General features: G+C 68.9%; 19 protein-coding genes and 1 pseudogene. 11 read left to right on the top strand and 9 right to left on the bottom strand.

The window, feature by feature from the left end:
- Nucleotides 1–110: 110 nt before the first annotated feature.
- The gene (locus E8A74_RS55460) at nucleotides 111–545 is read left to right on the top strand and encodes a molybdopterin-dependent oxidoreductase (RefSeq protein ID WP_170228972.1); all 435 of its coding nucleotides are present in this window, start codon (nucleotides 111–113) and stop codon (nucleotides 543–545) included.
- A complete protein-coding gene (locus E8A74_RS55890; protein WP_136928498.1) occupies nucleotides 542–793 on the top strand; it encodes a molybdopterin-dependent oxidoreductase in 252 nt (83 codons plus the stop codon). Before E8A74_RS55460 ends, E8A74_RS55890 begins: the two co-directional genes overlap by 4 nt.
- Nucleotides 794–795: 2 nt before the next feature.
- Here E8A74_RS55890 and E8A74_RS55885 read toward each other — a convergent pair whose 3' ends face one another.
- Nucleotides 796–1,041, bottom strand: coding sequence for a hypothetical protein (locus E8A74_RS55885; protein WP_284720091.1), 246 nt, complete (start codon nucleotides 1,039–1,041; stop codon nucleotides 796–798).
- Between E8A74_RS55885 and E8A74_RS55975 the strand changes: the two are divergent.
- The 3 genes and pseudogenes from E8A74_RS55975 to E8A74_RS08755 form a co-directional block, all read left to right on the top strand.
- Nucleotides 992–1,279: pseudogene (locus E8A74_RS55975) on the top strand (nitrate reductase catalytic subunit); the annotation flags it as partial. The gene E8A74_RS55885 and the pseudogene E8A74_RS55975 overlap by 50 nt on opposite strands.
- Nucleotides 1,280–1,346: 67 nt before the next feature.
- Nucleotides 1,347–2,201: a molybdopterin oxidoreductase family protein gene (locus E8A74_RS08760; RefSeq protein WP_170228971.1), complete on the top strand. Its 855-nt coding sequence runs from the start codon at nucleotides 1,347–1,349 to the stop codon at nucleotides 2,199–2,201.
- Between the two features lie 50 nt (nucleotides 2,202–2,251).
- On the top strand, nucleotides 2,252–2,743 hold the full coding sequence (locus tag E8A74_RS08755) for an SRPBCC family protein (RefSeq protein WP_136928672.1): 492 nt from the start codon (nucleotides 2,252–2,254) through the stop codon (nucleotides 2,741–2,743).
- Nucleotides 2,744–2,750: 7 nt separating this feature from the next.
- Here the strand turns inward: E8A74_RS08755 and E8A74_RS08750 are convergent, their stop codons facing one another.
- Nucleotides 2,751–4,457 carry a L,D-transpeptidase gene (locus tag E8A74_RS08750; protein WP_136928496.1) on the bottom strand — a complete coding sequence of 569 codons (1,707 nt, stop codon included), beginning with the start codon at nucleotides 4,455–4,457 and terminating at the stop codon, nucleotides 2,751–2,753.
- A 170-nt stretch (nucleotides 4,458–4,627) separates the two neighbouring features.
- On the opposite strand from E8A74_RS08750, the gene E8A74_RS08745 reads away from it, so the two are divergent.
- Both E8A74_RS08745 and E8A74_RS55970 read left to right on the top strand, forming a co-directional pair.
- Nucleotides 4,628–5,605, top strand: coding sequence for a tetratricopeptide repeat protein (locus E8A74_RS08745; RefSeq protein WP_136928495.1), 978 nt, complete (start codon nucleotides 4,628–4,630; stop codon nucleotides 5,603–5,605).
- Between the two features lies 1 nt (nucleotide 5,606).
- Nucleotides 5,607–7,091, top strand: coding sequence for an RCC1 domain-containing protein (locus E8A74_RS55970; protein ID WP_136928494.1), 1,485 nt, complete (start codon nucleotides 5,607–5,609; stop codon nucleotides 7,089–7,091).
- Here E8A74_RS55970 and E8A74_RS08735 read toward each other — a convergent pair.
- The 3 genes from E8A74_RS08735 to E8A74_RS08725 all read right to left on the bottom strand — a co-directional run bounded on the left by E8A74_RS08735 (nucleotide 7,088) and on the right by E8A74_RS08725 (nucleotide 9,574).
- Nucleotides 7,088–7,657 (bottom strand): hypothetical protein, encoded by a 570-nt coding sequence (locus tag E8A74_RS08735; protein WP_136928493.1) that lies wholly within the window; start codon nucleotides 7,655–7,657, stop codon nucleotides 7,088–7,090. The genes E8A74_RS55970 and E8A74_RS08735 overlap by 4 nt on opposite strands.
- Before the next feature lie 154 nt (nucleotides 7,658–7,811).
- Nucleotides 7,812–8,726 carry a DNA-methyltransferase gene (locus E8A74_RS08730; protein ID WP_136928492.1) on the bottom strand — a complete coding sequence of 305 codons (915 nt, stop codon included), beginning with the start codon at nucleotides 8,724–8,726 and terminating at the stop codon, nucleotides 7,812–7,814.
- Nucleotides 8,723–9,574 (bottom strand): penicillin-insensitive murein endopeptidase, encoded by an 852-nt coding sequence (locus E8A74_RS08725; RefSeq protein ID WP_136928491.1) that lies wholly within the window; start codon nucleotides 9,572–9,574, stop codon nucleotides 8,723–8,725. Before E8A74_RS08725 ends, E8A74_RS08730 begins: the two co-directional genes overlap by 4 nt.
- A 122-nt stretch (nucleotides 9,575–9,696) precedes the next feature.
- Here E8A74_RS08725 and E8A74_RS08720 point away from each other — a divergent pair, with 122 nt between their 5' ends.
- The gene (locus E8A74_RS08720) at nucleotides 9,697–10,146 is read left to right on the top strand and encodes a hypothetical protein (protein ID WP_136928490.1); all 450 of its coding nucleotides are present in this window, start codon (nucleotides 9,697–9,699) and stop codon (nucleotides 10,144–10,146) included.
- 22 nt (nucleotides 10,147–10,168) lie between these two features.
- Here E8A74_RS08720 and E8A74_RS08715 read toward each other — a convergent pair whose 3' ends face one another.
- Entirely contained in the window at nucleotides 10,169–12,103 is a 1,935-nt protein-coding gene (locus E8A74_RS08715; protein WP_136928489.1) for a hypothetical protein, read from the bottom strand.
- Between the two features lie 117 nt (nucleotides 12,104–12,220).
- Here E8A74_RS08715 and E8A74_RS08710 point away from each other — a divergent pair, with 117 nt between their 5' ends.
- The 3 genes from E8A74_RS08710 to E8A74_RS08700 are packed head-to-tail and all read left to right on the top strand — an operon-like array spanning nucleotide 12,221 to nucleotide 14,701.
- Nucleotides 12,221–12,442 (top strand): hypothetical protein, encoded by a 222-nt coding sequence (locus E8A74_RS08710; protein WP_232379448.1) that lies wholly within the window; start codon nucleotides 12,221–12,223, stop codon nucleotides 12,440–12,442.
- 42 nt (nucleotides 12,443–12,484) lie between these two features.
- Entirely contained in the window at nucleotides 12,485–13,996 is a 1,512-nt protein-coding gene (locus tag E8A74_RS08705) for a hypothetical protein (protein WP_136928487.1), read from the top strand.
- 54 nt (nucleotides 13,997–14,050) lie between these two features.
- Complete coding sequence (locus tag E8A74_RS08700) at nucleotides 14,051–14,701, top strand: sigma-70 family RNA polymerase sigma factor (RefSeq protein ID WP_170228969.1); 651 nt, start codon at nucleotides 14,051–14,053, stop codon at nucleotides 14,699–14,701.
- A gap of 157 nt (nucleotides 14,702–14,858) precedes the next feature.
- Here the strand turns inward: E8A74_RS08700 and E8A74_RS08695 are convergent, their stop codons facing one another.
- The 3 genes from E8A74_RS08695 to E8A74_RS08685 all read right to left on the bottom strand — a co-directional run bounded on the left by E8A74_RS08695 (nucleotide 14,859) and on the right by E8A74_RS08685 (nucleotide 21,153).
- A complete protein-coding gene (locus tag E8A74_RS08695; RefSeq protein ID WP_136928485.1) occupies nucleotides 14,859–17,648 on the bottom strand; it encodes a DUF3160 domain-containing protein in 2,790 nt (929 codons plus the stop codon).
- A gap of 518 nt (nucleotides 17,649–18,166) precedes the next feature.
- Complete coding sequence (locus tag E8A74_RS08690; protein WP_136928484.1) at nucleotides 18,167–19,549, bottom strand: helix-turn-helix domain-containing protein; 1,383 nt, start codon at nucleotides 19,547–19,549, stop codon at nucleotides 18,167–18,169.
- 41 nt (nucleotides 19,550–19,590) lie between these two features.
- The gene (locus E8A74_RS08685; RefSeq protein WP_170228968.1) at nucleotides 19,591–21,153 is read right to left on the bottom strand and encodes a sensor histidine kinase; all 1,563 of its coding nucleotides are present in this window, start codon (nucleotides 21,151–21,153) and stop codon (nucleotides 19,591–19,593) included.
- Nucleotides 21,154–21,614 lie beyond the last annotated feature (461 nt).

The following is a 21,614-nucleotide window of genomic DNA, read 5'->3' as shown; positions in this document are numbered from 1 at the left end:
CCTGTTCGGCGGAGCGGGGGAAGAAATTTCGAGCCCCCGATCTTTTTCTGGCCGGCGCCCGAAACTCGCCCCCCTCTTGCGCTCCGCGGGCGGTCGAAGGATCCTCGTGCGTGGTCACTGAGCAGCGCAAGACCGTCTGCCCGTATTGCGGTGTGGGCTGCGGACTCTTGGCGACGACCGATGGCAAACGGATCCTGAAGCTCGTCGGGGACCCCGAGCATCCGGCGAACCTCGGTCGCCTTTGCTTGAAAGGCGCCCTCGCCGCGCAAGCCCTCGCCGCGCCGTCGCGCCTCGGTCGAGCCCTCCTCCGCGGCGCGGACGGCGCGCTCGTCCCCATCTCGCGCGAGGAGGCGGTGCGCGAGATCTCCACACGGCTCGGGCGTATTCTCGCAGAGCATGGCCCCTCCGCAGTCGCGCTTTACCTCTCGGGGCAGCTCACGACCGAGGCGCAGTACCTCGCCAACAAACTCGGCAAAGGGTTCCTCCGGACGAACCACGTCGATTCGAACAGCCGCCTCTGCATGGCGAGCGCCGCGGCGGGATGACGCTCTCGCTCGGCGCGGACGGTCCGCCGCTGACGTTCGCGGACATCGAGGAGGCCGACGCGTTCGTGTTCATTGGATCGAACGCGGCCGATTGCCATCCCGTCGCGTTCGACCGGGTCCTCCGGCGGATGAAGACCTCGGGCGCACGCGCGATCGTGGTCGATCCGCGCCGAACGAAGACGGCCGCGCAAGGGACGATGCACCTCGCGGTCCGGCCCGGGACGGACATCGCGCTCCTCCATGGGTGACTTCATCTCTGCCTGGAGATGGGCGTCATCGACGAGGCGTTCGTCGCGGCGCATACGGAGGGCTGGGACGAGCTTTTGCCGATGCTCCGCGAATACGATCCGGCGCGCGTCGCTGCGATCTGCGGAATCACCGAGGAGGAACTCCGCGCGTCGGCCGAGATCATCGCGCGCACCGAGCGGCTCATCACGTTCTGGACGATGGGCGTCAACCAGACGACGCTCGGGACCTTCTCGACGAACGCGATCATCAACCTGCACCTCACGACGGGCCGGATCGGCAAGCCGGGCGCGGGACCATTTAGTTTGACGGGACAACCATGCGATGGGCGGCCGGGACATGGGCTACATGAGCCACGGTCTGCCCGGGCAGCGGGGGTCCTCGACGAGGCGCATCGGGCCGAGGTGGAGGCGCTGTGGGGCCTGCCGCCGGGGGCGATCGGCGAGAAGCCGGGGCATGACGCGGTCGCGATGTTCGACGCGATGGAGCGGGGCGAGATTCGCGCGCTTTGGATCATCGGAACAAACCCGGCGGCGAGCATGCCGAACCCTGCCCGTGGCGCGGTGGGGGCTCGAGCGGGCGGAGCTCGTGATCGTGCAGGACGCGTATTATCCCACGGAGACGACGCGGTTTGCCCACGTGGTGCTGCCGGGCGCGTTGAACCTGGAGCAGGAGGGGACGTTCACGAACAGCGACCGGACCATTTCGCTGCTCGAACGGGTGGTGGAGCCGCCGGGGGACGCGCGGCCGGACTGGGAATGGGTGCAAGACGTGGCGCAGGCCATGGGCTTCGGCGCGGCGTTCGATTGTTCCTCGGCCGGCGCGATTTTCCGGGAAATGGCCATGATGACGCGGGGCCGGCCGAACGATCAGACCGGCGTCGATTACGAGAGGCTGCGCGCGGAGGGGCCGCAGCGCTGGCCGCACCCGCACACGGGCGCGCCGCGGGTGCTGCACGAGGGGCACGTGTTCGCGACGCCCTCGGGCAAGGCGAGGCTCTTTGCGCGGCCGTACGTGGCGCCGGAGGAGCAGCCGGACGCGCGGTATCCGCTGGTGCTGACGACGGGGCGCGTGGAGGCGCACTGGCATACGCGGACGAAGACGGGCAATGTGGAGCGGTTGAATCGCATCGATCCGGCGCCTTACCTGGCGATGAGCCCGGAGGACGCGCGCGAGCTCGGGCTCGTCGAGGGAGCGCGGGTGTTCGTGAAGAGCCGGCGTGGCGAGGCGAGGACTGTCGTACGCGTGACCCGGGACATCGGGCCGGGCGTCGTGTTCATGCCGATGCATTGGAACGATCTGTGGGAGGCGGGCGCGTCGGTGAACGAGGTGACGACGTCCGCGACAGACCCGCTGAGCATGGAGCCGGCGCTCAAGCGGTGCGCGGTGGCGGTGGAGCCGTTCGGCTAGAGCAATCGCAGGGCTTGCGTCGCGGGGAAAACCGAGGCGGAATACGCCGCATGTGGTTCCGCACGACCCCTTCGGATCTTTCGTACGTCGACAGCGCCCCGCAACGCATCGCGAACGTCGTGACGATCGACGCCACGCCCGAGCGTGTCTTCGATCTGTTCGCTACCGGCGAGCGGCAAGAGGCGTGGTTTCAGGACTTCGTCGCCTGCCGGTGGACGAGCCCGGAGCCGCACGCAGTGGGCACGACGCGCGAGATCGAGCTGAAGACGCTGACCGTGAAGGAGCGTTTTCTTGCCTGGGATCGCGGGCAGCGGCTCACGTTCTCGATCGACGGGATCACGCTGCCGATCGTGAAGCAAATGCTGGAGGATCTGCGCTTCGAGCCGCTCGACGGCGGCCGGCGGACGCGGCTCGTCTGGCACGTGTTCTACACGCCGGCGCTCGTGATGGTGCCCGTGCACGGGGCAGCGCGGGCGGTGTTTTCGCAGATGTTCCGGCGCTCGGCGGAGAAACTCCAGCGCTTCGCCGAGCACCATCCGTAGGCGTGGATTACAGGGCGGTGATCACGACCGGCGTGGCCTTGCCATTGCCATCGCCGGGCCGGACGCCGCCCCAGCCCTCGGGCAGGGCGGGCTCGGTCCATTGAAAGAGGAAATGGCCGTCCTCGGGGGAGACGTTCACGCACTCGGCGCTCTTCGGGTTGCCGAAATCCTCGTGCCAGTAGGCGACGTGCATCGCGAGCGGGGCGCGGAGGTACTGGATGTTCGGGACCTCCGAGATCCAGAGCATCTTCGGCGGCCATTCCTTGTCCGGTGACATGACGGCGACGCGGTCCTTCCACTCGATCGGGAAGACGCCGGTCTTCGTCATCGAATGGACGTACGGGTCGTAGCCGGGGATGGGGGCGCCGCCCTTGCCAGGGGAGAACATCGTCGCGTAGATGGGTTTGTCGCCCTCGTAGGCCGTGAGCGTGCCGGGGTTGATCTTGACCTCGATCCACTTTTCGCCGGGTTTGACCGAGCGCGGCAGCTTTTTCGCGGTCCGCGTGACCGTGATGTGGTCCGCGAGGACGAACGCGCCGGGCTCGTTCCGGAGGGCGAGGTACGCCTTCTTGCCGACGACGACGCGCTCGCTGACCTGGACGTACCCTTTCGGCGGAATGGTTTGTCCGAATGTGACCATTTTCCCGTTTTCACCGCGGGTATACCGCGGGATGGGCTCCTGCTTGCGGTTCCAGGCGAGCGGGAGGCGGACGTCGCTGCCGAGGCGCACGCCGTGGAAGGCGGTGCGGCGGAAGGGGCGCATGCGGTCGGCGGGGACGAGCATGAGGTCGGGCGTGACGAGCCAGGTGCGGCCTTCGGCCTCGAAGGCGCGCGCGTACGCGAGCATCGAGCCGTTCGGGATGACGCGCCAGACGAGCTTCGCGGGATCATAGGCGCCATTGCCGGAGACGGAGCGCTGACCGTTCGCGAAGATGGCGAAGACCGGGTCGGTCGGGCGGATGCGGTCGCGCTCGTCGGCGCTGATGAGCTCCTCGTGGCCACGCGACCACTCGGCGAGCTGCACGAACGTGCCCGGCGCGCCGAAGCTCCGTTCGGCTTTCTCCTGCTCGGCCTTCGTCGGGACGCGGCTGTACATGGGCGCGCCGTTCGAGAAGGCATAACGATACGGCATGACGGCGTCCTCGCGGGGCGCGAGCTCGGCGAGGGCGCGGTAATACGGGTCGTTCAGATCGAGCGTGGTCTTGCGGGGATCGAGGCAGATGTAGCCGCGGGGGGCGACTTTGTAATAACCGCGGGGGCAGTTTTTCCCCTCGACGGGCTCGTTCGAAAGGAGCGTGACGCTCGTGCCCATGCGCACGTACCCGAGCGGCAGGCCCTCGGGCGCGGGGCGTTTGTAGATGTATGCCTGATCGGCGAGGGCCGCGATACGCGGCGGCTCCGTCTGCGTGGCTTTGGGCGCGGAGGTGGGCTCGCTCTTGGCGGAGGCGAACTGGAACGTGGGCGCTTCGCCGGGCGGCGGTTCGACCTCGGTCTTGTTGAAGGGCGTGTTCCCGTCCTTCTTGCGCTGGTTCCACTCCTGCCACTCGCGGAGCTTGATGTCTTCTTTCCACTGCTCGATCTCGAAGTCCGTGGGCGGGACAACGCGCTCTTGCCTGGGGCGCTGGGAGCCTCCGTCGTATTTCGCCTCGGGTGAGGGCGCGCACGCGGACGCCAGGAAGAGGACGAGCGGAAGGGCACGGCCTTCGAGCTTCATGGTTCGAAGGGTACCGTGCGTGTTTCAAGGGAGGCAAAGATCGATCGATCCTGCCTGGATCCGGGCCGGAAAGTACGGCTCCTTCCCTTGTCGACCCAGGCGGGGTAGCCTGAACGTTGGTCGGGCGACGAGGGTCCTGCCCGGCGCTCTCGGTCGCGAGCGGAGAATCAATGTTCAGGAAGTCGACGGGGCTTTCGGTTTCCACGGCCATCCTTCTCGGGGCCGCGCATGTGTTCGGACAAACTTCCGCCACGGACAAGGCCGTCGCGGACAAGCTCTTCGACGAGGGGAGGACGCTGCTCGACCAGAACCGGCTGCCGGAGGCGTGCCTGAAGTTCGCGGAGAGCGATCGATACGATCCCTCGGTCGGGACGCGGCTCAACCTGGGCGATTGTCACGAGCGGCAGGGAAAAACGGCGAGCGCGTATGGTCACTTCGGGGAGGCTGCGCGGCTCGCGCGGGAGCGTGGGGACAAGCCGAGGGAGGCCGTGGCAGAGGAGCGGCGGCGGGCGCTGGAGCAGCGGTTGTCGCGGATCCAGATCACGGCGTCGTCGAGCGTCACGGGGCTCGAGGTGCTGCTGGACGGCAAGGTGCTCGGGCCGGCGGTGTTCGGGACGGCGTTGCCGGTGGATCCGGGGAGCCACGTGGTGGAGGCGCGGGCGCCGGGGAGGGCGGGGTTTCACGAGGAGAAGGTGGTGCCGGAAGGACCGGCGACGGTGGAGGTGGTGATCCCGGAGCTCGCGGCGGTCGCGCCGGCAGCGGGGAAGGACGTGGTGGCGGCGCCGAAGTCGCGGTGGTCGCTTCTGCGGAAGGCGGGGCTCGCGACGGGGATCGCGGGGGTCGTGGGGATTGGGGTGGGCGCGGGGTTCGGGGCGGCCGCGTTGCAGAAGAACGCGGCGTCGAAGGAGAAGTGCGACGCGGGGGATCCGACGCGGTGCACGCAGGAGGGGTACACGTTGCGGAACGAGGCGGGGTTTTCCGCGGATGTGTCGACGGGGTTGCTGGGGATCGGCGGGGGGGTGCTCGCGACGGGGATCGTGCTGTTCGTGGTGGGCGGGAACGAGCCCGAGGCGCCGGCAGAGCGCGCGTGGATCTCGCCGATCGTGGGTCGAGGGAGCTTGGGTGTGAGCGCCGGGATGGAGTTCTGAGATGCGAACGCGCGTGACGACGTGGATGCCGGGCGTGGTGGCCCTGGTGGTGGTGAGTGGGTACGGGTGCAAGCAGATCATCGGCTGGGAGGAGGCGACGATCTGGGAGCCGGATGCGGGAGGAGGTGGCGGCGGGGCCGGAGGGATCGGCGGAGATGGAGCCGGGGGCGCCGGCGGGAGTGGAGGGGTCGGCGGGAGCGGGGGCGTCGGTGGGAGTGGAGGGGTCGGCGGGAGTGGAGGGGTCGGCGGGGCGCCGCCGGAATGCATGGATGCGGGGGACTGTCAAGCAGGATTGAACCAGGTGGCGGCCTGCGAGATGGGGACGTGCGTGTCTACGTGCGCCGCGGGGTGGGGGGATTGCACGGCAGCGCCAGGGTGCGAGACGGATTTGGGGACGACGAAGGCGCATTGTGGCGCGTGTGGGAATGCGTGTGCGGCGTTTTGCAAGGTGGGGAGTTGTAATGATCCGGTCAGCGTGGCGGGGGGGTACTATCATCACTGCGCGGTGCTGAAGGGGGGGGAGGTTTATTGTTGGGGACGGGGTGAAAAAGGGGAGCTGGGTGCAGGAAATTTGCAGACGCAGTTGAAGCCGACGAAGGTGAACTTGCCTGCGCCGGGGACGGCGAAGCAGGTGGATGGCGGGGGGACGTCAGGAGGTAGCTACCTTGCGAGGACCTGCGCGGTTCTGGCAAACGGTACCGTGGCGTGCTGGGGGGACGGTAACGCGAGCCCGACGCTCGTTGCCAGCGTCTCGAATATCGCTCAAATATCCGTAGGCGACGGCCATACCTGCATGGTCGATGTCGTTGGCAGTGTGCGCTGCTGGGGCTCGAATAACTACGGGCAGGTCGGTACCAGCCAAGGCGGGTACCTGTCTACGCCGGTTCAGGTGGGCACCGGTTACGCGCAGGTTTGCGCTGGAGCCAACCATTCCTGTGCTCTCAAGAAAGACGGAAGTGTCCAGTGCTGGGGGCGTAACTTCCAAGGACAACTCGGGAACGGATCGACAACGGACAGCTCTACGCCGGTCAACGTCTCGAACTTGGCAGGTGTGCTCGAAGTTCAGTGCGGAGGAGAATTCTCCTGTGCAAGGAACCCGCTCGGCCTCTATTGCTGGGGACTGAATGTCGTAGGTCAGCTTGGTACTGGCGGGTTTCTGAACGCATCAGCGCCAGTATCCGTCGATGTGACCGGAGCCGATTCTATCGCGCTGGCCTACAACTTCACCGGAGCCACAGCGGCGGGCACGGCCTACCTGTGGGGATCGAATGCGACTGGACAGCTCGGCAATGGCACAAAGACAAATGCCTCAAAGCCAGTGGCTATCGGTCTGCAGGGGGCAACGATGCTTGGGTTGGCGACGACGTCGTCGTGTGCGTTGTTGACGGGGGGGCGGGTTCGATGCTGGGGCGACAACACGTTTGGTCAGATCGGTGATGACACCGCGGTGAGCAAGTTGACGCCTACACCGGTTGTTTGGCCTTAGGGAGACGGCGCAGCGCTGCCGCCGCTAATGTCGTATTTGAGCTCGACATCCTCGATGTAGGTGCCGACGAACGGGCTTGTCTCGGTGCAGCTCGGGATCTTGTCCCCGCAGGTCGAGCCCGAGCACGCGTACGAGGTCTTCTGGACGGCCTCGCCGGAGATCGCGTTCCCATCCGTGATGATGTTGATCGTCGACGTGACGGTCGTGGTGCGCTTGGATCCGGTCCCATCCGCCATGTCGAAGTCCACGTCGACCACCTTGCCGGAGAACGTGAACCCTTCATCCGACTCGGCGCCTTCCAGCGTAATGGCGCCCGTATCGAGGTAAATCTTGTCCTCGATGCTCGCGTACACGATCCACGTGCCCGTGCCGCGGAGCGTCGAGCTATCGTTCTCCTTGTTCGGCGGCGGATCCGTCTCCGGATACCAGCACCCGCTGTTCGAATCCGTCTCCCCGAACGAAACCCGATAGATCCACGTATCCCCCGGGGACACCCCGCACCCCGTCAGCCCGGCCAGCGCCGCAACGCAAGGGAGCGCCCGGAGCAAGCTCTTTCCGAAATCCATGGCTCTTTCTCCTCAGTTCAAAGCTGCCCCGACGTCAGCCCCCCGTCCCCCCCGTCATCACGCGTGTGGTCAACCCAACACCCTCCAGTAGTGTGAGGATGCTCGGTCACCAAAATCTGCGTGTGTTGAGAGAGCCGATCGTCCACAACTTTTTTCAGGCGAACGATACATCGCCCGCGCGGACAAACGGAATCTTTTCTGAAGTGAGGCGTCTCGCAGAAAGGTCGACCGCCAGGTGACTCACGTCACCACCCACGAACCGTCGACCCAGCTTCGCCGCCGCTACAAGTGTGGTCCCGCTTCCACACATGAGGTCCGCCACCGTCGCGCCCTCCCGGCTCGACGCCCGGATGATGCGCTCCAAGAGCCGCTCCGGCTTCTGCGTCGGGTACCCCGTCCCTTCGACGCGCAGCGGCGTATTCGCCACCATCGCCGGCACGTCGGTCCAAACACTGCCGAGCCGCCGCCCCTCGTCCGCGTAGTACCGGTACGCCCGGCCATTCACCACACGCTCGCGGTACAGGCGGCCCGCCTCGTCCCGATGCCGGAAGTGCATCTCCAGGCTCGTCGCCGCGTACGGCTCCCGCAGGATCGGGTCGCCCGCGTTGTAGACGACCTCCCGGCGCTCCCGTGGATCCCGGACGTAGAGCAAGAGCGTCTGGTGCGTGACCGTGAACCCACGCGCGCCGCGGCTGCCGTTGCCAGGCGTCCAGATGACCTCGCCGAGGAACGCGCCCCGGCCGAAGAGGCGATCACAAGCGACCTTCACCTCGTGCACGGTGCGATGATCGAGGTGCACGTAGATCGTGGCGCCCCGGCTCATCCTGCCGCGGATCACCTCGAGCCGCGGCAGGAGCATCGCCACGAGGCTCTCCGGATCGTAACGATCCTCGTACGCCACCGGGCCCCCCGACGCTTGTTTCTTGCCCCGGGTTTGTCCGAGCGCCGTACGCGCCGTCATCGACGTGCCCACGCCGTACGGTGGATCGAGGTAGACGAGGTCGAAGGAGACGTCCGGCGCGAGCGCGGCGCAGACGTCGGCCGCGTCGCCGTGCGCGAGGAGGTTCATCGTGTCCCGGTCGCCGCCTCGGGCTTGCCCGGGAGGAGATCGTCGAGGAGCGCCGCGAGCGCCTCTGCGTCGCTCCACGGCTCGAGCGCGAGCGGCGCCGGGAGCCACGGCCACGCAGGTCCACGGCCCTCGCAGCCGGCCACCGCCTCGGTCGGCGCGCACGCGACGCGGAGGTGGATGTGATCGTCGTGCGGCGCGCTGTCCTTCGGCTGGAGCAAGACGTTCTCCGCGCGCCAGACGATCTCTGGATCCTCGCCCCGCGCCCGCGCATGCTCGATGAGCAGCGCTTCGAGCCAGCGCGCGAGGAAGAGCCACTCGACGTCGGCCTCGGGCGAGCTGACGAGCGCCTTCACGAGCTGCCAGTTGCGCTCGGTGTCGAACCGGACGAACGGCAGGCGCTTGTCCTCGGTCTCCGCGAGGCCGTCCGCCCCGAACCGGACGAACCCAGGGCTCGGGATGGAGCGGCCGTCGGGCGTCGTGCAGTAGAGGAGCAGGTCGACGTCCCGGCCCGTGCGATGCGAGCGATGGCCGTTGCGGAAGCCGCCCTGGCGGTTCGAGAGATCCCCGACGAGCAGCGGCGCGCCGGGGCGGAAGGCCGCGACCTCGCGGGCGGCGCGCTTGACCGTCTCGACGAGGCGCGGCGTGCCGTACCGAGCGCTCGTGTTGCGCAGCAGCCGATACCCGGCGCCACGCTCGGGCAGCGCGGTCGCGCCCGTGAGCACGCCCGCGTGGGGCAAACCCACGGACCCCGACAAACCCGGCGCGAGCGGCGTCGGCGTGCCCATGCACCCGACGAGCAGGAGCACGAGCGCGGCACAAAGCACGAGGAGGGAAGCGCGAGGACGCATGACGAGTGGACGAGGCGAGGCTACGCCGAGGCGCGGCGCGCATGGAAGCATCGGACGCGTGTCGCGGGAAGAGGCCAGGCGGCCTTGCGACGCCTCACGCGGGAGGCCACCATCGAGCTGGCATGGAAGAGCTGTTCCGCAGCGCGTTCGCGATCGTCACGCGGGAACCGGGGTTCATTCGCGTGCGACGGACCACGGCGCCGATGGCTGTGGTCGGCGCGAACGTGATCCTCGAACGGCTCGCGAGCGAGTTTCGCTTCCGCGTCCCGCTGCGGGAACGCAAGGGCGTCGGCGTGATGCTGGACACGCGGGAAGCTCCGATGATGACCGACGACACGGCGATGGACATCATCCGCCCGCTGATGATGGAAGTCCTCATGGGCTTCTCCCGGAACGCGATCCTCGTGAAGACCGCGGTCGGGAAGCTGCAGGCCATGCGCAGGACGCGCGAGGAGGCGAGCGCCGGCCGGGTCCAGATCCCGGTGTTCGACGACGAGGCGCAGGCGATCGCGCACCTGCGCGGCGAGGATCTCCCCACGCCGCCGCCGCGCTCGTCGCCGTCGAAGCGCTAGCGGCGGCGCGCGGGAGCCGCGATCAGAAGCAGGGGCCGGCGCAGCTCTGCGCGACGCAGTTCGACCACTGGGTGCAGAGGTTGCCGGTGCAGCACTGCTGCTGGCAGCTCGCGGGTGTGCCGCCGCCGACGGTGCAGCGCTGGTAGCAGCTCAGGCTCGACGCGCACTGCGGGTTCGTCAGGCAGTTCTCGGTCTGCGCGCAGCAGCTCCCCACGATGCACTGCGAGCACGGCGTGCCGCCCGGATCGAGGCTGCACGTCCCCGCGTCGACGGGCGGCACGCCGCAGTGGCCGCCGTTGCACGCGAGGCCAACGCAGCACTGCGGATCACTCACGCAGTTCGATCCCGTGGGCAAACACGAGCCTGCGCCGCAGATGCCGTTCTGGCAGACGTTCGTGCAGCACTCGCCGCTCCCGTTGCAGGGGAAGCCGTCGAGCTTGCACTGCGCCGCGCCGCAGAGGCCGTTCGTGCAGGTGCCGTTGCAGCACTGACCGGGCCCGTCGCAGGGGAAGCCGTCGGGCTGGCACTGGCTGAAGCCGCAGGTGAAGAAGTTCGGATCGCAGAAGGCCGAGCAGCAGTCGAAGCCGTTGTCGCAGAAGAACCCGTCGGGCTGGCATTCGCCGACCGTGCAGAACCCGCCCGGATCGCAGAGGCCGGAGCAGCACTCCTCCCCGAACTTGCAGCCGAAGCCGTTGGGGAAGCACTGCCCGATGCCGCAGCTACTCGAGAGCGGATCACAGAAGCCCGCGCAGCACTCGAAGTCGTTGACGCAGAACAGGCCGTCGGGCGTGCAGCCGCCGAAGTCGCACGAGAAGGTCGAGAGGTTGCAGTTGTTCGAGCAGCACTCGAAGTCGTTCTGGCAGAAGAAGCCCTCGGGCTGGCACTGGCCGAAGCCGCAGATCTGGGTCTCCGGGTTGCAGAAGCCCGCGCAGCACTCGAAGTCGTTCTGGCAAACGTTGCCGTCGGGCTGGCACTGGCCGAAGCCGCAGCGTTCGCTCTGCGGATCGCAGAAGCCCGAGCAGCACTGGTCGTGGAACTCGCAGGAGGTGTTGTCGGGTTGGCACTGGCCGAAGCCGCAGCGGTGCGTCTTCGGGTCGCAGAAGCCCGTGCAGCACTGGCCCGACGCGGTGCACGCGGCGCCGTCGCCCTTGCAGGGGCCGCCGCCGCAGATGCCGCCCTCGCAGACGTTGGAGCAGCAATCAAAGGGGGAGCCGCAAGCCGTGCCGTTGGGGCCGCACTGCTGGAAGCTGCAGACGCCGCCGGGGCAGAAGCCGGCGCAGCACTCGGCGGCGACCTGGCAAGGCGCGCCGTTCGGGTTGCAGGAGCCCGTGCCGCAGACGCCCTCGGTGCAGAGGCCGGAGCAGCACTGGGAGGGGTTCGTGCAGACGAACCCGTCCTGCTGACACGCCGAGCCGCAGACGTTTTGCGTGCAGCCGCCGCCGCAGCAGTCGCCGTCGGCGAAGCAGGTGGCGCCCTGGGGCTTGCAGACGGCGGGGCCGCAGAAGCCGTTGGTACACTGGAAGCCGCAGCAGTCCTGCGGGCCCTTGCACGCGAAGCCGTCGGGCTTGCACTCGATGCCGCCGCAGAAGCCCTGCCAGCAGTCGAGGTCGCAACACGCGGCGTTCTCGGTGCAGGCGAGGCCGTTGGGTGTGCACGAAACGCCGCCGCAGAAGCCGTTGATGCAGTCGAGGTTGCAGCAGTCGACGGTGGTCTCGCAGGCGAGCCCGTCGGGCTTGCAGATCTGCTCCGGCTTGCAGATCTCGTCGTTGCAGGAGAAGCCTTCGCAGCAATCGCCGGGCAGGCCGCAGCTCTCGCCGATCGCGCCGCAGCTCGTGCCGCCGCCCGTGGCGTAGAGATCGAGGTCCCCGGTCCGTGAGCCGCACGATGCGAACGTCAGGAACGACACGAGGACAAGGGCGAACGCGCAGAAGACGCGCGCAGCAAGCGAAGGACGCATGCGCGGATTTTAGGGGGCGCGGCGGCTCGGACGCGAGAAATTCATGGTCTCGTCGGGAGAACCGAGGGCGAACGAGGCGCGTTGCGCAGGCCGGAGGAGGGGCGCAAGATGGCGGGCATGGGGTCCCCTGCGCGGAAGAGCAAGCCGGCGACGATCGAGGACCTGCTCGTGATCCCCGAGGAAGAGCGGCGGCACGTCGGCTGGCGTCGCGAGGGTGTCCCCGAGGCGCCCCAAGAATGGCCCGTCCGTGAACGCGTCCGCGCCGAACCCTTCGAGGCCGTCGAGCTCGACATCAGCGAGCTCTTCGGCGAGGTCGAGGACGAGCCGATCGATGCCTAGTCGCTCGTCCTGAAAAACGTTTTTCCTCCCGCACCCCACCCCATGCCCCCGATCTCCCCGAAAATCGCTCCGAAAATCCCGCCGAAACCCTCCCCCAAAGACCCGACCGAGCCCCGCGACGCCGGCAGCGGGCTCGCGGGCGCGGCGCTCGCGGCCTTCGTGATCGCGATCGTCATCGTCGGGGTGCGGTATTGGGGCAGCCGCGGCGACCCGGGCGCGGCGCGACCGGGCGTCGACGCCGGGGAGGCGGACGCGGCGCTGGTCGAGGACAAACCTCCGCCGCCCCGGTGCACGGCCGTCTCCGCCGAACCGTTCGTCGTCGGGGAGCCGCAGGCGGCGAAGGCGCCCAAGGCGCCGGATGCAGGGCGGGGGCCTGGGGCGCCGGACGCTGGAGGGGAGCCGATGCCCCCCACGTCGACCCACGACGAGGAGGAGTTCGACGAGCTCTCGCCGTTCGCCGTGGAGCTCGGGCGCGGCACGACGTTCGACGGCGGGTTCGCCCTGGGCGCGTTGCGCGACGGGGAGGGCGGGTCCGTGGCCATGGTCGTGACGCTCGGCTTCGACGGGCGTGGCGGGAAGCTCGTGCGCCTCGGGCGCAGCCGCGGGGATTTCGATGCCCCGACCGTGAGCGGGTACAAGGGCTCGGTGCTCGCGGCGATGCTCGAGCCGAACGCGGGCGGGCGCGCGATCCGGCTGGCCCGGGTGAGCGGCGAGCAGGTCACGTGGGGGCCGGAGCTCAGCGAGGGGCGGGACGAGTCGCTCGCGGTGGACCTCGCCGCGTCGGGCGCGGGCGCGGTCGTGGTCTGGGACGACGTGAGCAAGGACGGCAAGCAAACGATGGTGATGCTGGCCCCGTTCGACCCGGAGACGATGAAGGGCAAGGGCGAGCCGCGGCCCGTCTCGCCCCCCAAGCAGGACGCGGAGACGCCGCGGCTCGCGTCCCGGCCGGGTGGCCTCTGGCTCGCGTATGCGGTCGTGGGCACGGCGCGGAAGCCCAAGGACGAGGACACGGGGCTCGTGGGGGAGGCGATCGCGCCGCGGTGGATCGAGGTGGTGCCGCTCGACGAGCACGGCGTGGCGGTGGCCCTGCCGCGCGCGGTGACCCCGAAGGACGGGCACGCGCTCGCCTTCGACGTCGAGCCGAGCGAGGACGGGGGGATGGTCGTGACGTACCGGGACGACGACACGCCGAGCGGGTCGAGCGGGGGGCGCGTCATGAGCGTGTGGGTGCGTTTGTCCGGGGTGGGGGAGGCGAAGCTGCTCACCGAAGAGCCGAGCTCGGCGGGCGTGCCGGACCTCATGCCGGGCTGGCTTTCCGTCTCGTCGTTGTCAGGGGCGACGCGGATCGGGACGATGACGCCGCGGGGCGAGCTCGTGGGGGAGCTGCGGCCGGAGCCGGTGCTCGGGAACGGGGAGGTGCTGGCGGCGACGCGGGCGGCGCTGCTCGTGGCGCGGCCGGCCGGCAAGGCGATGAAGCTCTCCGTGATGCAGTGTGTCCCGGATGACGCGGGGGCAGCGGACGCGGGTTTGGAGGCCGGAACGTCGCCGCCCTGAGGGGTCGCGAAACATTTTTTGGACGATCTGCCTTTTCAACACATTAGGGCGAGCGTGGGAGACTCTATCCACCGCACGCCATCGCGCTCCAAACACAAGCCCCGCGTCGAGGTCCTTTACGAACTGTTCCTGGCGGAGGTGCGCGATCGCCTCGGAGGCCTGGGGCTGCACGGGGAGGACCTCGAGGAGCTCGTCCAGATTGTTTTTACCGTCGCCAACCGACGGACCGCGGTGATTCCGCGGAATGATGAGGCAGCGAGACGCTGGCTCATGGAGGTTTGTCGCAAGCAGGTCTCGAATTTCAGGAAACTCTACAGACACGCCTACGAGGTGCTCGACCCGGAGGCGGTCGCCGATGCTGTCGCGCAGCCGGAGGACCCGGAGAAGTACCTCGCGACGATCGCGCTCGTGCAGGCGGCCGCGCGCCTCATGCCCGCTGACGAGCGGGAGATCCTGCTCCGCCACGACGTGGAGGGCGAGTCCCTGCACGAGATCGCGAGGTGGCTGGGGCTCAAAAAGAGCGGCGCGCACGTACGGGTGAAGCAGGCCCGCGCGCGCTTCGTCGAGAAGCTCGCCCTGATCGAGGCGCAGCGGAGGGGCCGGCGCCGCCAGCGCAGGTTCGTCCCTGCGTGGTTCATGGGGCTCTTCGCGAGCCTATGGCACTGGATCCTGGAGAAGCGTGCGCAATGGAAGCGACTCCCCTAGAACATCGATCGGTTCAAGAACCGCTCGATGTTCTAGGCTTCTTTCGTCCCGAGGGGGACGCCTCGCGTCCCCCTCTCGACCGGGCAAAGCCCGGTCGATTCACCCCCCGAGGCGAGCTCGCTTCGCGATCTCGCAGAGCGCCGAACGGGTCGGCGCTCTAGGGGGCGCCGAGCGAAAACTCGGTGCCCTGTGGGCGGGTCGGCAGGTCCTCGCTGAAGGCCTTCCCGCTGAACACGCTCGGGCTCGTGAAGAGCGTGAACGCCCCCTGGCCCGCGCCAGTCTGGGCGAGGTCCTCGATCCGTACGACGAGGGCCTCGACCGGGCTCCGCGGGGAGCGGCTCTCTCGGTGCGGGGGGTCGTCGTACGTCCCGCGCGTCGACGGCCGCCAGGGGACCTCCGGGAAGGTGAACGGGTACACGGAAAAACCCTCGCCGACGTCCAGGGTGAGCCCTGGGGCGAGGGGATCGCCGTGGTGGTCGAGCAAGGTGACGGTGACCGGGCCGAGCGCGCGGTCGCTCGCGAGGACCAGGCGCACCTCGAGCGTGCCGTCACGCACGCAAGAGACGGTCCTGCCGGCTAGGCCGATCGCGGGATCGGGGACGGGCGCCGGGGCGAAGCTCTCTCGCCACGGGGCCCGTTTGTCCAGGTGGGTCCGGGCTGCCTGGTCGTCGAGCCGCTTCTCGATCGGCGCGTGGATCTCGTAGCCCCGCGCGACAGGGCCGACCATCGCGCGGGGCGCGCCGCCCGCGTCGACGACGAACACGCCGAGCCGCGGGCCGTCGGCGCCGAGGTAGGCCACCTGCCCGGCGTTCGTCAGGGTGAAAGAGTCCGCGACGAGGTCGGCCGTGCGCGTCGCGCCGATCTCCCGGTCCTCGAACATGTCGAAGTACCAGCCGGTCCACTTGGGCGGCTCGCCGCTGTCGGCGTAGCCGCCCTGGGGGATGTACTCGGCGACCATCGCGAGCCAGGTGGCTTGCTCCTTCGTCGGCGCGCCGCGCGTCAGCTCGGTGCGGGCGATGCCGCGGAGCGTGCCGAGCACGCGGAGGAGGCCGTCGAAGCCGCCGCCCGTGATCTTGCGCAGGCCCTCGACGTGGGCGACGAGCGCGTCGTAGAAGGGCACGAGCGGCTCGACGTACGCGTCGGGGATCTCGCAGCCGTACGCGTCGTACCCCTGGCCCGCGAGCAGCACGAACGTGTGCCGGAGCTGCGCGTACCCGACGAGCGCGGAGCCGAGCCGCAGATCGGCGTAGCCGTCCTTGCCCATGAACGAGGGGCGGGCGCCCTCGGGATCCTTGCGCAACGCGAGGATCGCGCGGAGGAAGCTCGCCTGGACGTCGCGGCCCTTCTCGGCGCCCGTGGCGAGCTCCGCGCGGGCCGTGTCGAGCGCAGAGCGCAGCGCGGGGAAGCGGTCGAGGTCGCTCTTCAGGTACGTCGCCGCGCGATCGTGCCCGAGCAGATACGCGACGTCGGCCGCGCCGAGGTGGGAGCGGCCTGGGACGGCGTCGTGGACGAGGCGGCCGAGCGGCGCGATGTCCGGCACGATGCGAGGGCCGAGCAACGTGCTGATGACGGGCAGGTTCGTCACGCCCTCGGGCATGAAGTGGACACGCGTGGTGCGGCGGAAGCCGTCGCCGATCACGAGGCGCAGTTTCTCCGGGGCGGCCGGGTCCTTCGGGGTGAACCCGCCCTTCTGCATGAGGTGCAGGAGATCCGGCACGCTGACGTCCTCGCGCCGGCCGGCGAACGCGCTGTACACCTCCTCGAAGAGCTTGAGCTCGGGGAGCGCGCCGCCCTTCTCCACCAGCTCGGCGAGCGCGAGCGCGGCGCGGGCCTCGCGTGGCGTCTCGCGCGGGTCGGGCGAGGCGTCGGGGTGGGAGCTTCGTGAGCCGCGCGAGACGAGGTTCCATTCGAGCCGCGAGAGCCACATGACGGCGGCGAAGTACGAGCGCGGCTCCCACCACGTCCCGTTCGAGGGATCCAAGAACGTGTCGGCGTAGTGGCCGCGTGGCTCGAACTGGGAGAAGTCGATCATCCGGCTGCGGCCGAAGAGCTCGACGGGCGTGAGTTGCCTCTCGTGCGTTGCCGCGAGCAGCGCTTCGACCTGTTCGTCCTGTCCGAACAGCGAGACCGGCGTGTTGTCCTCGTGATCCGGAAGCACGTGCGCCGCGGCGACCGCGAGGTAGACGTCGAGGTCCTTCCGCGTCGTCTCGTCGAGCGATGCGCCGCTCGCCGCGAGGGCCTTGCGCAGCTTCTTCAGCATCGACTCGAGCGCAGGCTGGAGGCGCGTGCGCTCGATCCGGCCGAGCGAGGCCTCGGTCGCGCGGAAGACGGCGTGCAGGATCGGATCCGGCCCCACGTAAAGCGGCAGCTCCTCCTGGAAGACGTCGTGGAACGCGTTCGCGTAGTCGGTGTACGGGAGCCGATCGAGCACGACGAACCCGTTCTTGCGGAGCTGCGCGTGCTCGACGTCCGTGAGGTGGACGTGCGCGTCGATGCGGTCGAGGAACCGCGGCTTCGTCACGCCGTCCCACGCGGCGGAGGCGGGCTTGCGTTCGAGGCTCCCGGCGCGGGCCTTCGGCTCCACGCGGCGGATCGCCTCGTTCGAGATGAAACACGCGTCCGCGCCCTTGGGCGTCTTCTCGACGACGTCGCAGTCGAGGTTCCCGCACGACGCTTCGATCGGCTGGAACGCCTTCGTCCCGGCGAGGGCGGGCGTGGGCGGCGCCGAGGTCGGCAGGGCGCACGCGGTGTCGTCGCTGAGGGAGCCGAGCAGGTCACGCATGGACGGGCGCGGCGCGGGGGCGACCGCGCGCGCCGCGCTCGCGGGAGCGGTCGCGGAGGCAGAGGGCGCGGCGGGGTTGGCGTGTGCGCCGGGGTGCTCCGTGGCCGCCGGGCGACAGGCCGCGCCGAGGAGCGTCGTCAGGGCGAGTGCGGCGAGAGGGCGCATGGCCCGAGGGTATCAAGGTCTCGAGGCTCTTTCCTTCTCCACGAGCACGGCGACGCCGCTGAAGCACTTCGAGAAATCCATTGTATCGATCGTCAGTGGCTGACCTGTCGGCGGAAACCAAGGGTCGAGGAGTTGAAAACTATCTCTTGTGCATCCCACGAGCACAACGGCGTGGAATGGTGCATTGTGAAATTTGCCCGGCGGAAAGAGGTCCCCGTGCATCGACGTCAGTGCAGGGTAGGAGCGCCGCTGCCATTCTGCATAATAGACACCGGATATTCGGACCACGGCCAGACCTCCATCCAGGATGTGCACCCTGAGATCTGCTTCTTCCGTCGGACCGAGCGTTACGCGCCTGGTGGCTCCCAGGGTGCAGACGCGATCGAGGTCATGCCCCTTCTTGTCCGCACCAGCGTGGAAGAGGGACTCCGTGGGTGGGATATCGCGCCACTTTTGGATGATGCACATGCATGCCGGGACGCACGAATTCCTGGCCGTCTGCTCGTGGTGCCATTCTTTCATGGCGTGAGCGCTGGCGACACCACATCCACGATGAGCTTCGCTTGCTCGGAGAAGATGAGCTGGCCGCGAGGTGCGCGCTCGATGGCTCCTACCCCGCCATCAAACACCGTCACGATCCACCCTGCTTCGTTCCTCTTCGCTTCGCCCGGAACCAGCCCCGCATCGGGATAGGTCTGGGCCAGATAGACGGACGCGGCGCGGAGCATCTGGTGCTCGGCAGACACCGACGGGGCTGTCATCTCCGCGGGCAACCCAACGAACGGTAGTGGCTCCGTCCGCGCAATGCCGAGGATGGCTCGCGCGCGATCGGGAGAGAGCGCGCGGCTGCTGACGGCCCTCGCGACCAGGGATCGCAATGGCTCTCCGCGCAGCCCGATCTCGGCGGGGGCCGCATCGGCGCTGAAATCGGCGTCGTACCTGCGAGGCTGCCGGTACTCCATCGACGCTCGCTGGACGTCGGTCAATTTGAATACGTCCTGCAAACGATTGATGGCGACGGTTCGACCGACACCGAAGCGCTTGCCTACCGCGCAAATCGCGTCCTCCGAGGTAGGATCAAGAGGAACGACCACGTCCCTTACGCCCTCCGTGGGCGCGAGCAGGCATGCCGCGAAGGCATTGGCGTTTCGTTCAATTTCATCGAGCCACGGTGGAGGTGGAAGAGAGTTTTTGTGCGGACTGACGAGCACCTGACGTGCAGGCTCCGTCAAATCAAAGAGGATATGGCCGAGCTCATGGGCCATGGTGATACGGGCTCGCCACGGGCGTTTCCCTTCCTCGATGATATTGACGAGAATCGCGGGTCGTGGGACGCGCGTACAAGCTCCTTCTACAATCCTGTCAACCTGATCCTCTGACACCCAGACGAGCGCCACGCCCAGTGATTCCACCACCTCTCGCATGGATCGGATCGGCGACAACCCCAAATCCAGGTAGTCACGCACCATGCGGGCTCGATGATCGCCGGTATGGTGTTTCTGGGGATTGGTTCGATCGGGGATCGTGGGGGACGTGGGGCGAGGGCGCCCGAGCAGCTTCTCGATATCGGCGATGTCGCGTACGACCCGCTGGAACTCCCCGAGCGCCTGGTCGACCTCCGTCGTGAGCACGCTGCGGATGTCGAGCGCTCGATCCGCGTGCGCTTCGCTGCGCAGAAGGAGCGTCATCGGCGCTGAGCCGACCTGGCCTTCAAGGAGGTCGTCGAGCCGAAGGCCGAACGCGCATGCCACCCGATCGAGCTGGGCAGCCGTCAGTCGTGTCCGGCCTGCCTCAGCATCGCGAAGAATGTCAAGATCGATCCGGGTCCACATCGCCAGGTCTTCGATGGAAAGACTGGCGGAACGGAGTGCTTCTTGGAGGATCGCCGTGGTCCGGTTCACACGTAAATAATAACACAAGGCCTACCGTTCGCGCAGTGGTACTAGGCGCCAAGGTCCCGACCCGCCGCCGCGGCGCGCTCGTCGTCTTCCCGCGCGACCACGCTCGTCGGCTCCGTCGCACACGGCATCCACACCCGAAACGTCGTCCCTCGGCCGAGCGCGGACACGCACTCGATGCGGCCTTCGTGGGCGGTCACGATCCGACGCACCGTGGCGAGGCCGATCCCGGTGCCCGGCGCGCGTACGCCGGGGACGCGGTAGAACGGCTCGAAGATACGCTCCTTCGCGCCCTCGGGGATCCCGGGCCCCGTGTCCTCGACGGCGAGCTCGACGAAGCCACCGTCCGCCTCCGCGGCGTGGATCGCGACGCGCCGCTCCTCGCGGCCCGCGATGTACTTGAGCGCGTTGCCGAGCAGGTTGAGCACGACGACGTGCAGGAGCTCGGGCGCGCAGGCGACGCGCGTGTCCTCGACGTGGACCGTCACCTCGGCGTGCACCTCCGCGGCGGCGGGCGCGAGCTCCTCCGCGACCTGCGCCACGACCTCCCGCACCGACGCCATCTGGCTCGTGCCGTCCGGGCGGCTCGACCGTGAGAACGCGAGCAGGCCTTCGAGCACCGCGTTCGCTCGTGTCACCGATCGTTCGAGTGACGCTGCGATCCGCTCCGTGGCTTCCTTGTCCTCCGCGCGCCTGAGCCGCGGCGGCACGAGCGCGATCGGCGTGAGCAGGTTGCGCAGATCGTGGGCGATGCGGCCGGCGAACGCGTCGAGATCCTCGTTCACCCGCGAGAGCCGCTCGACGGTCTCCGCGAGGTTCCGCCGCGCCTCCTCGGCCTCTGCGCGGGCGCGCTCCTCCCGCGCGAAGAGCGCGAGTTGCTCCTCGGCCGCGCGGTAGAGCCGATGCATCGTGCGCGTGAGCAGCACGCCGAGGCATGCGGCGAGCAGGACGGCGCCGCTCGCGACGATCACGACGAGCCTCGACGCGCGCGACGCGGCGCTCCGCGCGCTGTCGCGGGCCACTTCGAGGCGTGAGTCCACGAAGAGCTCGTAGTCGCCGAGCGCCACTTCGAGCGCGCCGAGCTTCGGGATCACCTCGGCCGCGACCACGCGCCCCACGTCCTCGTGCGTGCCGCCCGCGCGATGCAACGCGAACGCCCGCGCGAGCGCCTCCTGGTGCGCCTTCTGCGCGGTCGCGACGCGCTCGAGCCGCGCGCGCTCGGCCGGGTCCTCCGTGCGCGCGAGCAGCGCGCCGAGCCGCGCTTCGAACGCGCGCCGCGCGGCGTAGCTCTCTTCGAGCATCTCGGGATCCCCGGTGAGCAGGTAGGCCTGGCCTTGCGAGGATTTCTCCATCGCGCCGGCGCGCAGCCCCTCCACTTCGAGCAGCTCCGCGCCGTAGATCTCCTCCACGCGGTCCTGGCTCGCGATCACCGATTGCAGGGCGAAGCTCGCCACGCCGCCGATGACGAGCGCGGCGAGGATGGCGACGAGGTACGCCGCGCCGATCGTCTGTTCGAGCTTGCGCCGCGCCATCGCGCGTTCGGCTTCGTCTTCCCCCACGGAAGCGTTCGCGGCGGAGAGGGTCCTCCGCATCGGATCGAACTTCATGGTCCACCGCCGCGTGGGGCCCGTCGGGGCGCGGTGGACGATCCAAAAAGTCCCGGAAAGAAAGGCAAGCGCGGCGCCTTTGCAGGAGGCCGCGGGAAGAAGCTGTCCGGCAGCAACACGAGTCGCGCGGGGAGCAGGGCCCGTACCACCCGCGGGTGCGCGGCCCTTGCCCACGCCCTCGCGTCCGGGGCGGGGAAACACGCGGCGCGAGGGCGCTTTCGGCGCACATCGACGGGGAAAACGTCTATCGTGGTATTCGGGCTTTTTTAATCGGTGAGGTCGATCATGTCCGGACGAATGGGTGACGATCATGCAGCCGCGCGCAGGCGGGTGCTGCTCGGTCTCGGCGCGGCGCTTTCAGCCGCCGCCGTTGGTTGCGGCGGCGCGGGGGCGGCGACGGACGTCGCAGGCGGCGCGGGCGTCGGCGGCGCGGGGGGCGCGGGGGGCGCGGGCGGAGCCGG

It is taken from the genome of Polyangium fumosum (assembly GCF_005144585.1).
Classification (GTDB): Bacteria; Myxococcota_A; Polyangia; order Polyangiales; family Polyangiaceae; genus Polyangium; species Polyangium fumosum.
This window is presented reverse-complemented; position numbering and strand designations above follow the sequence as displayed.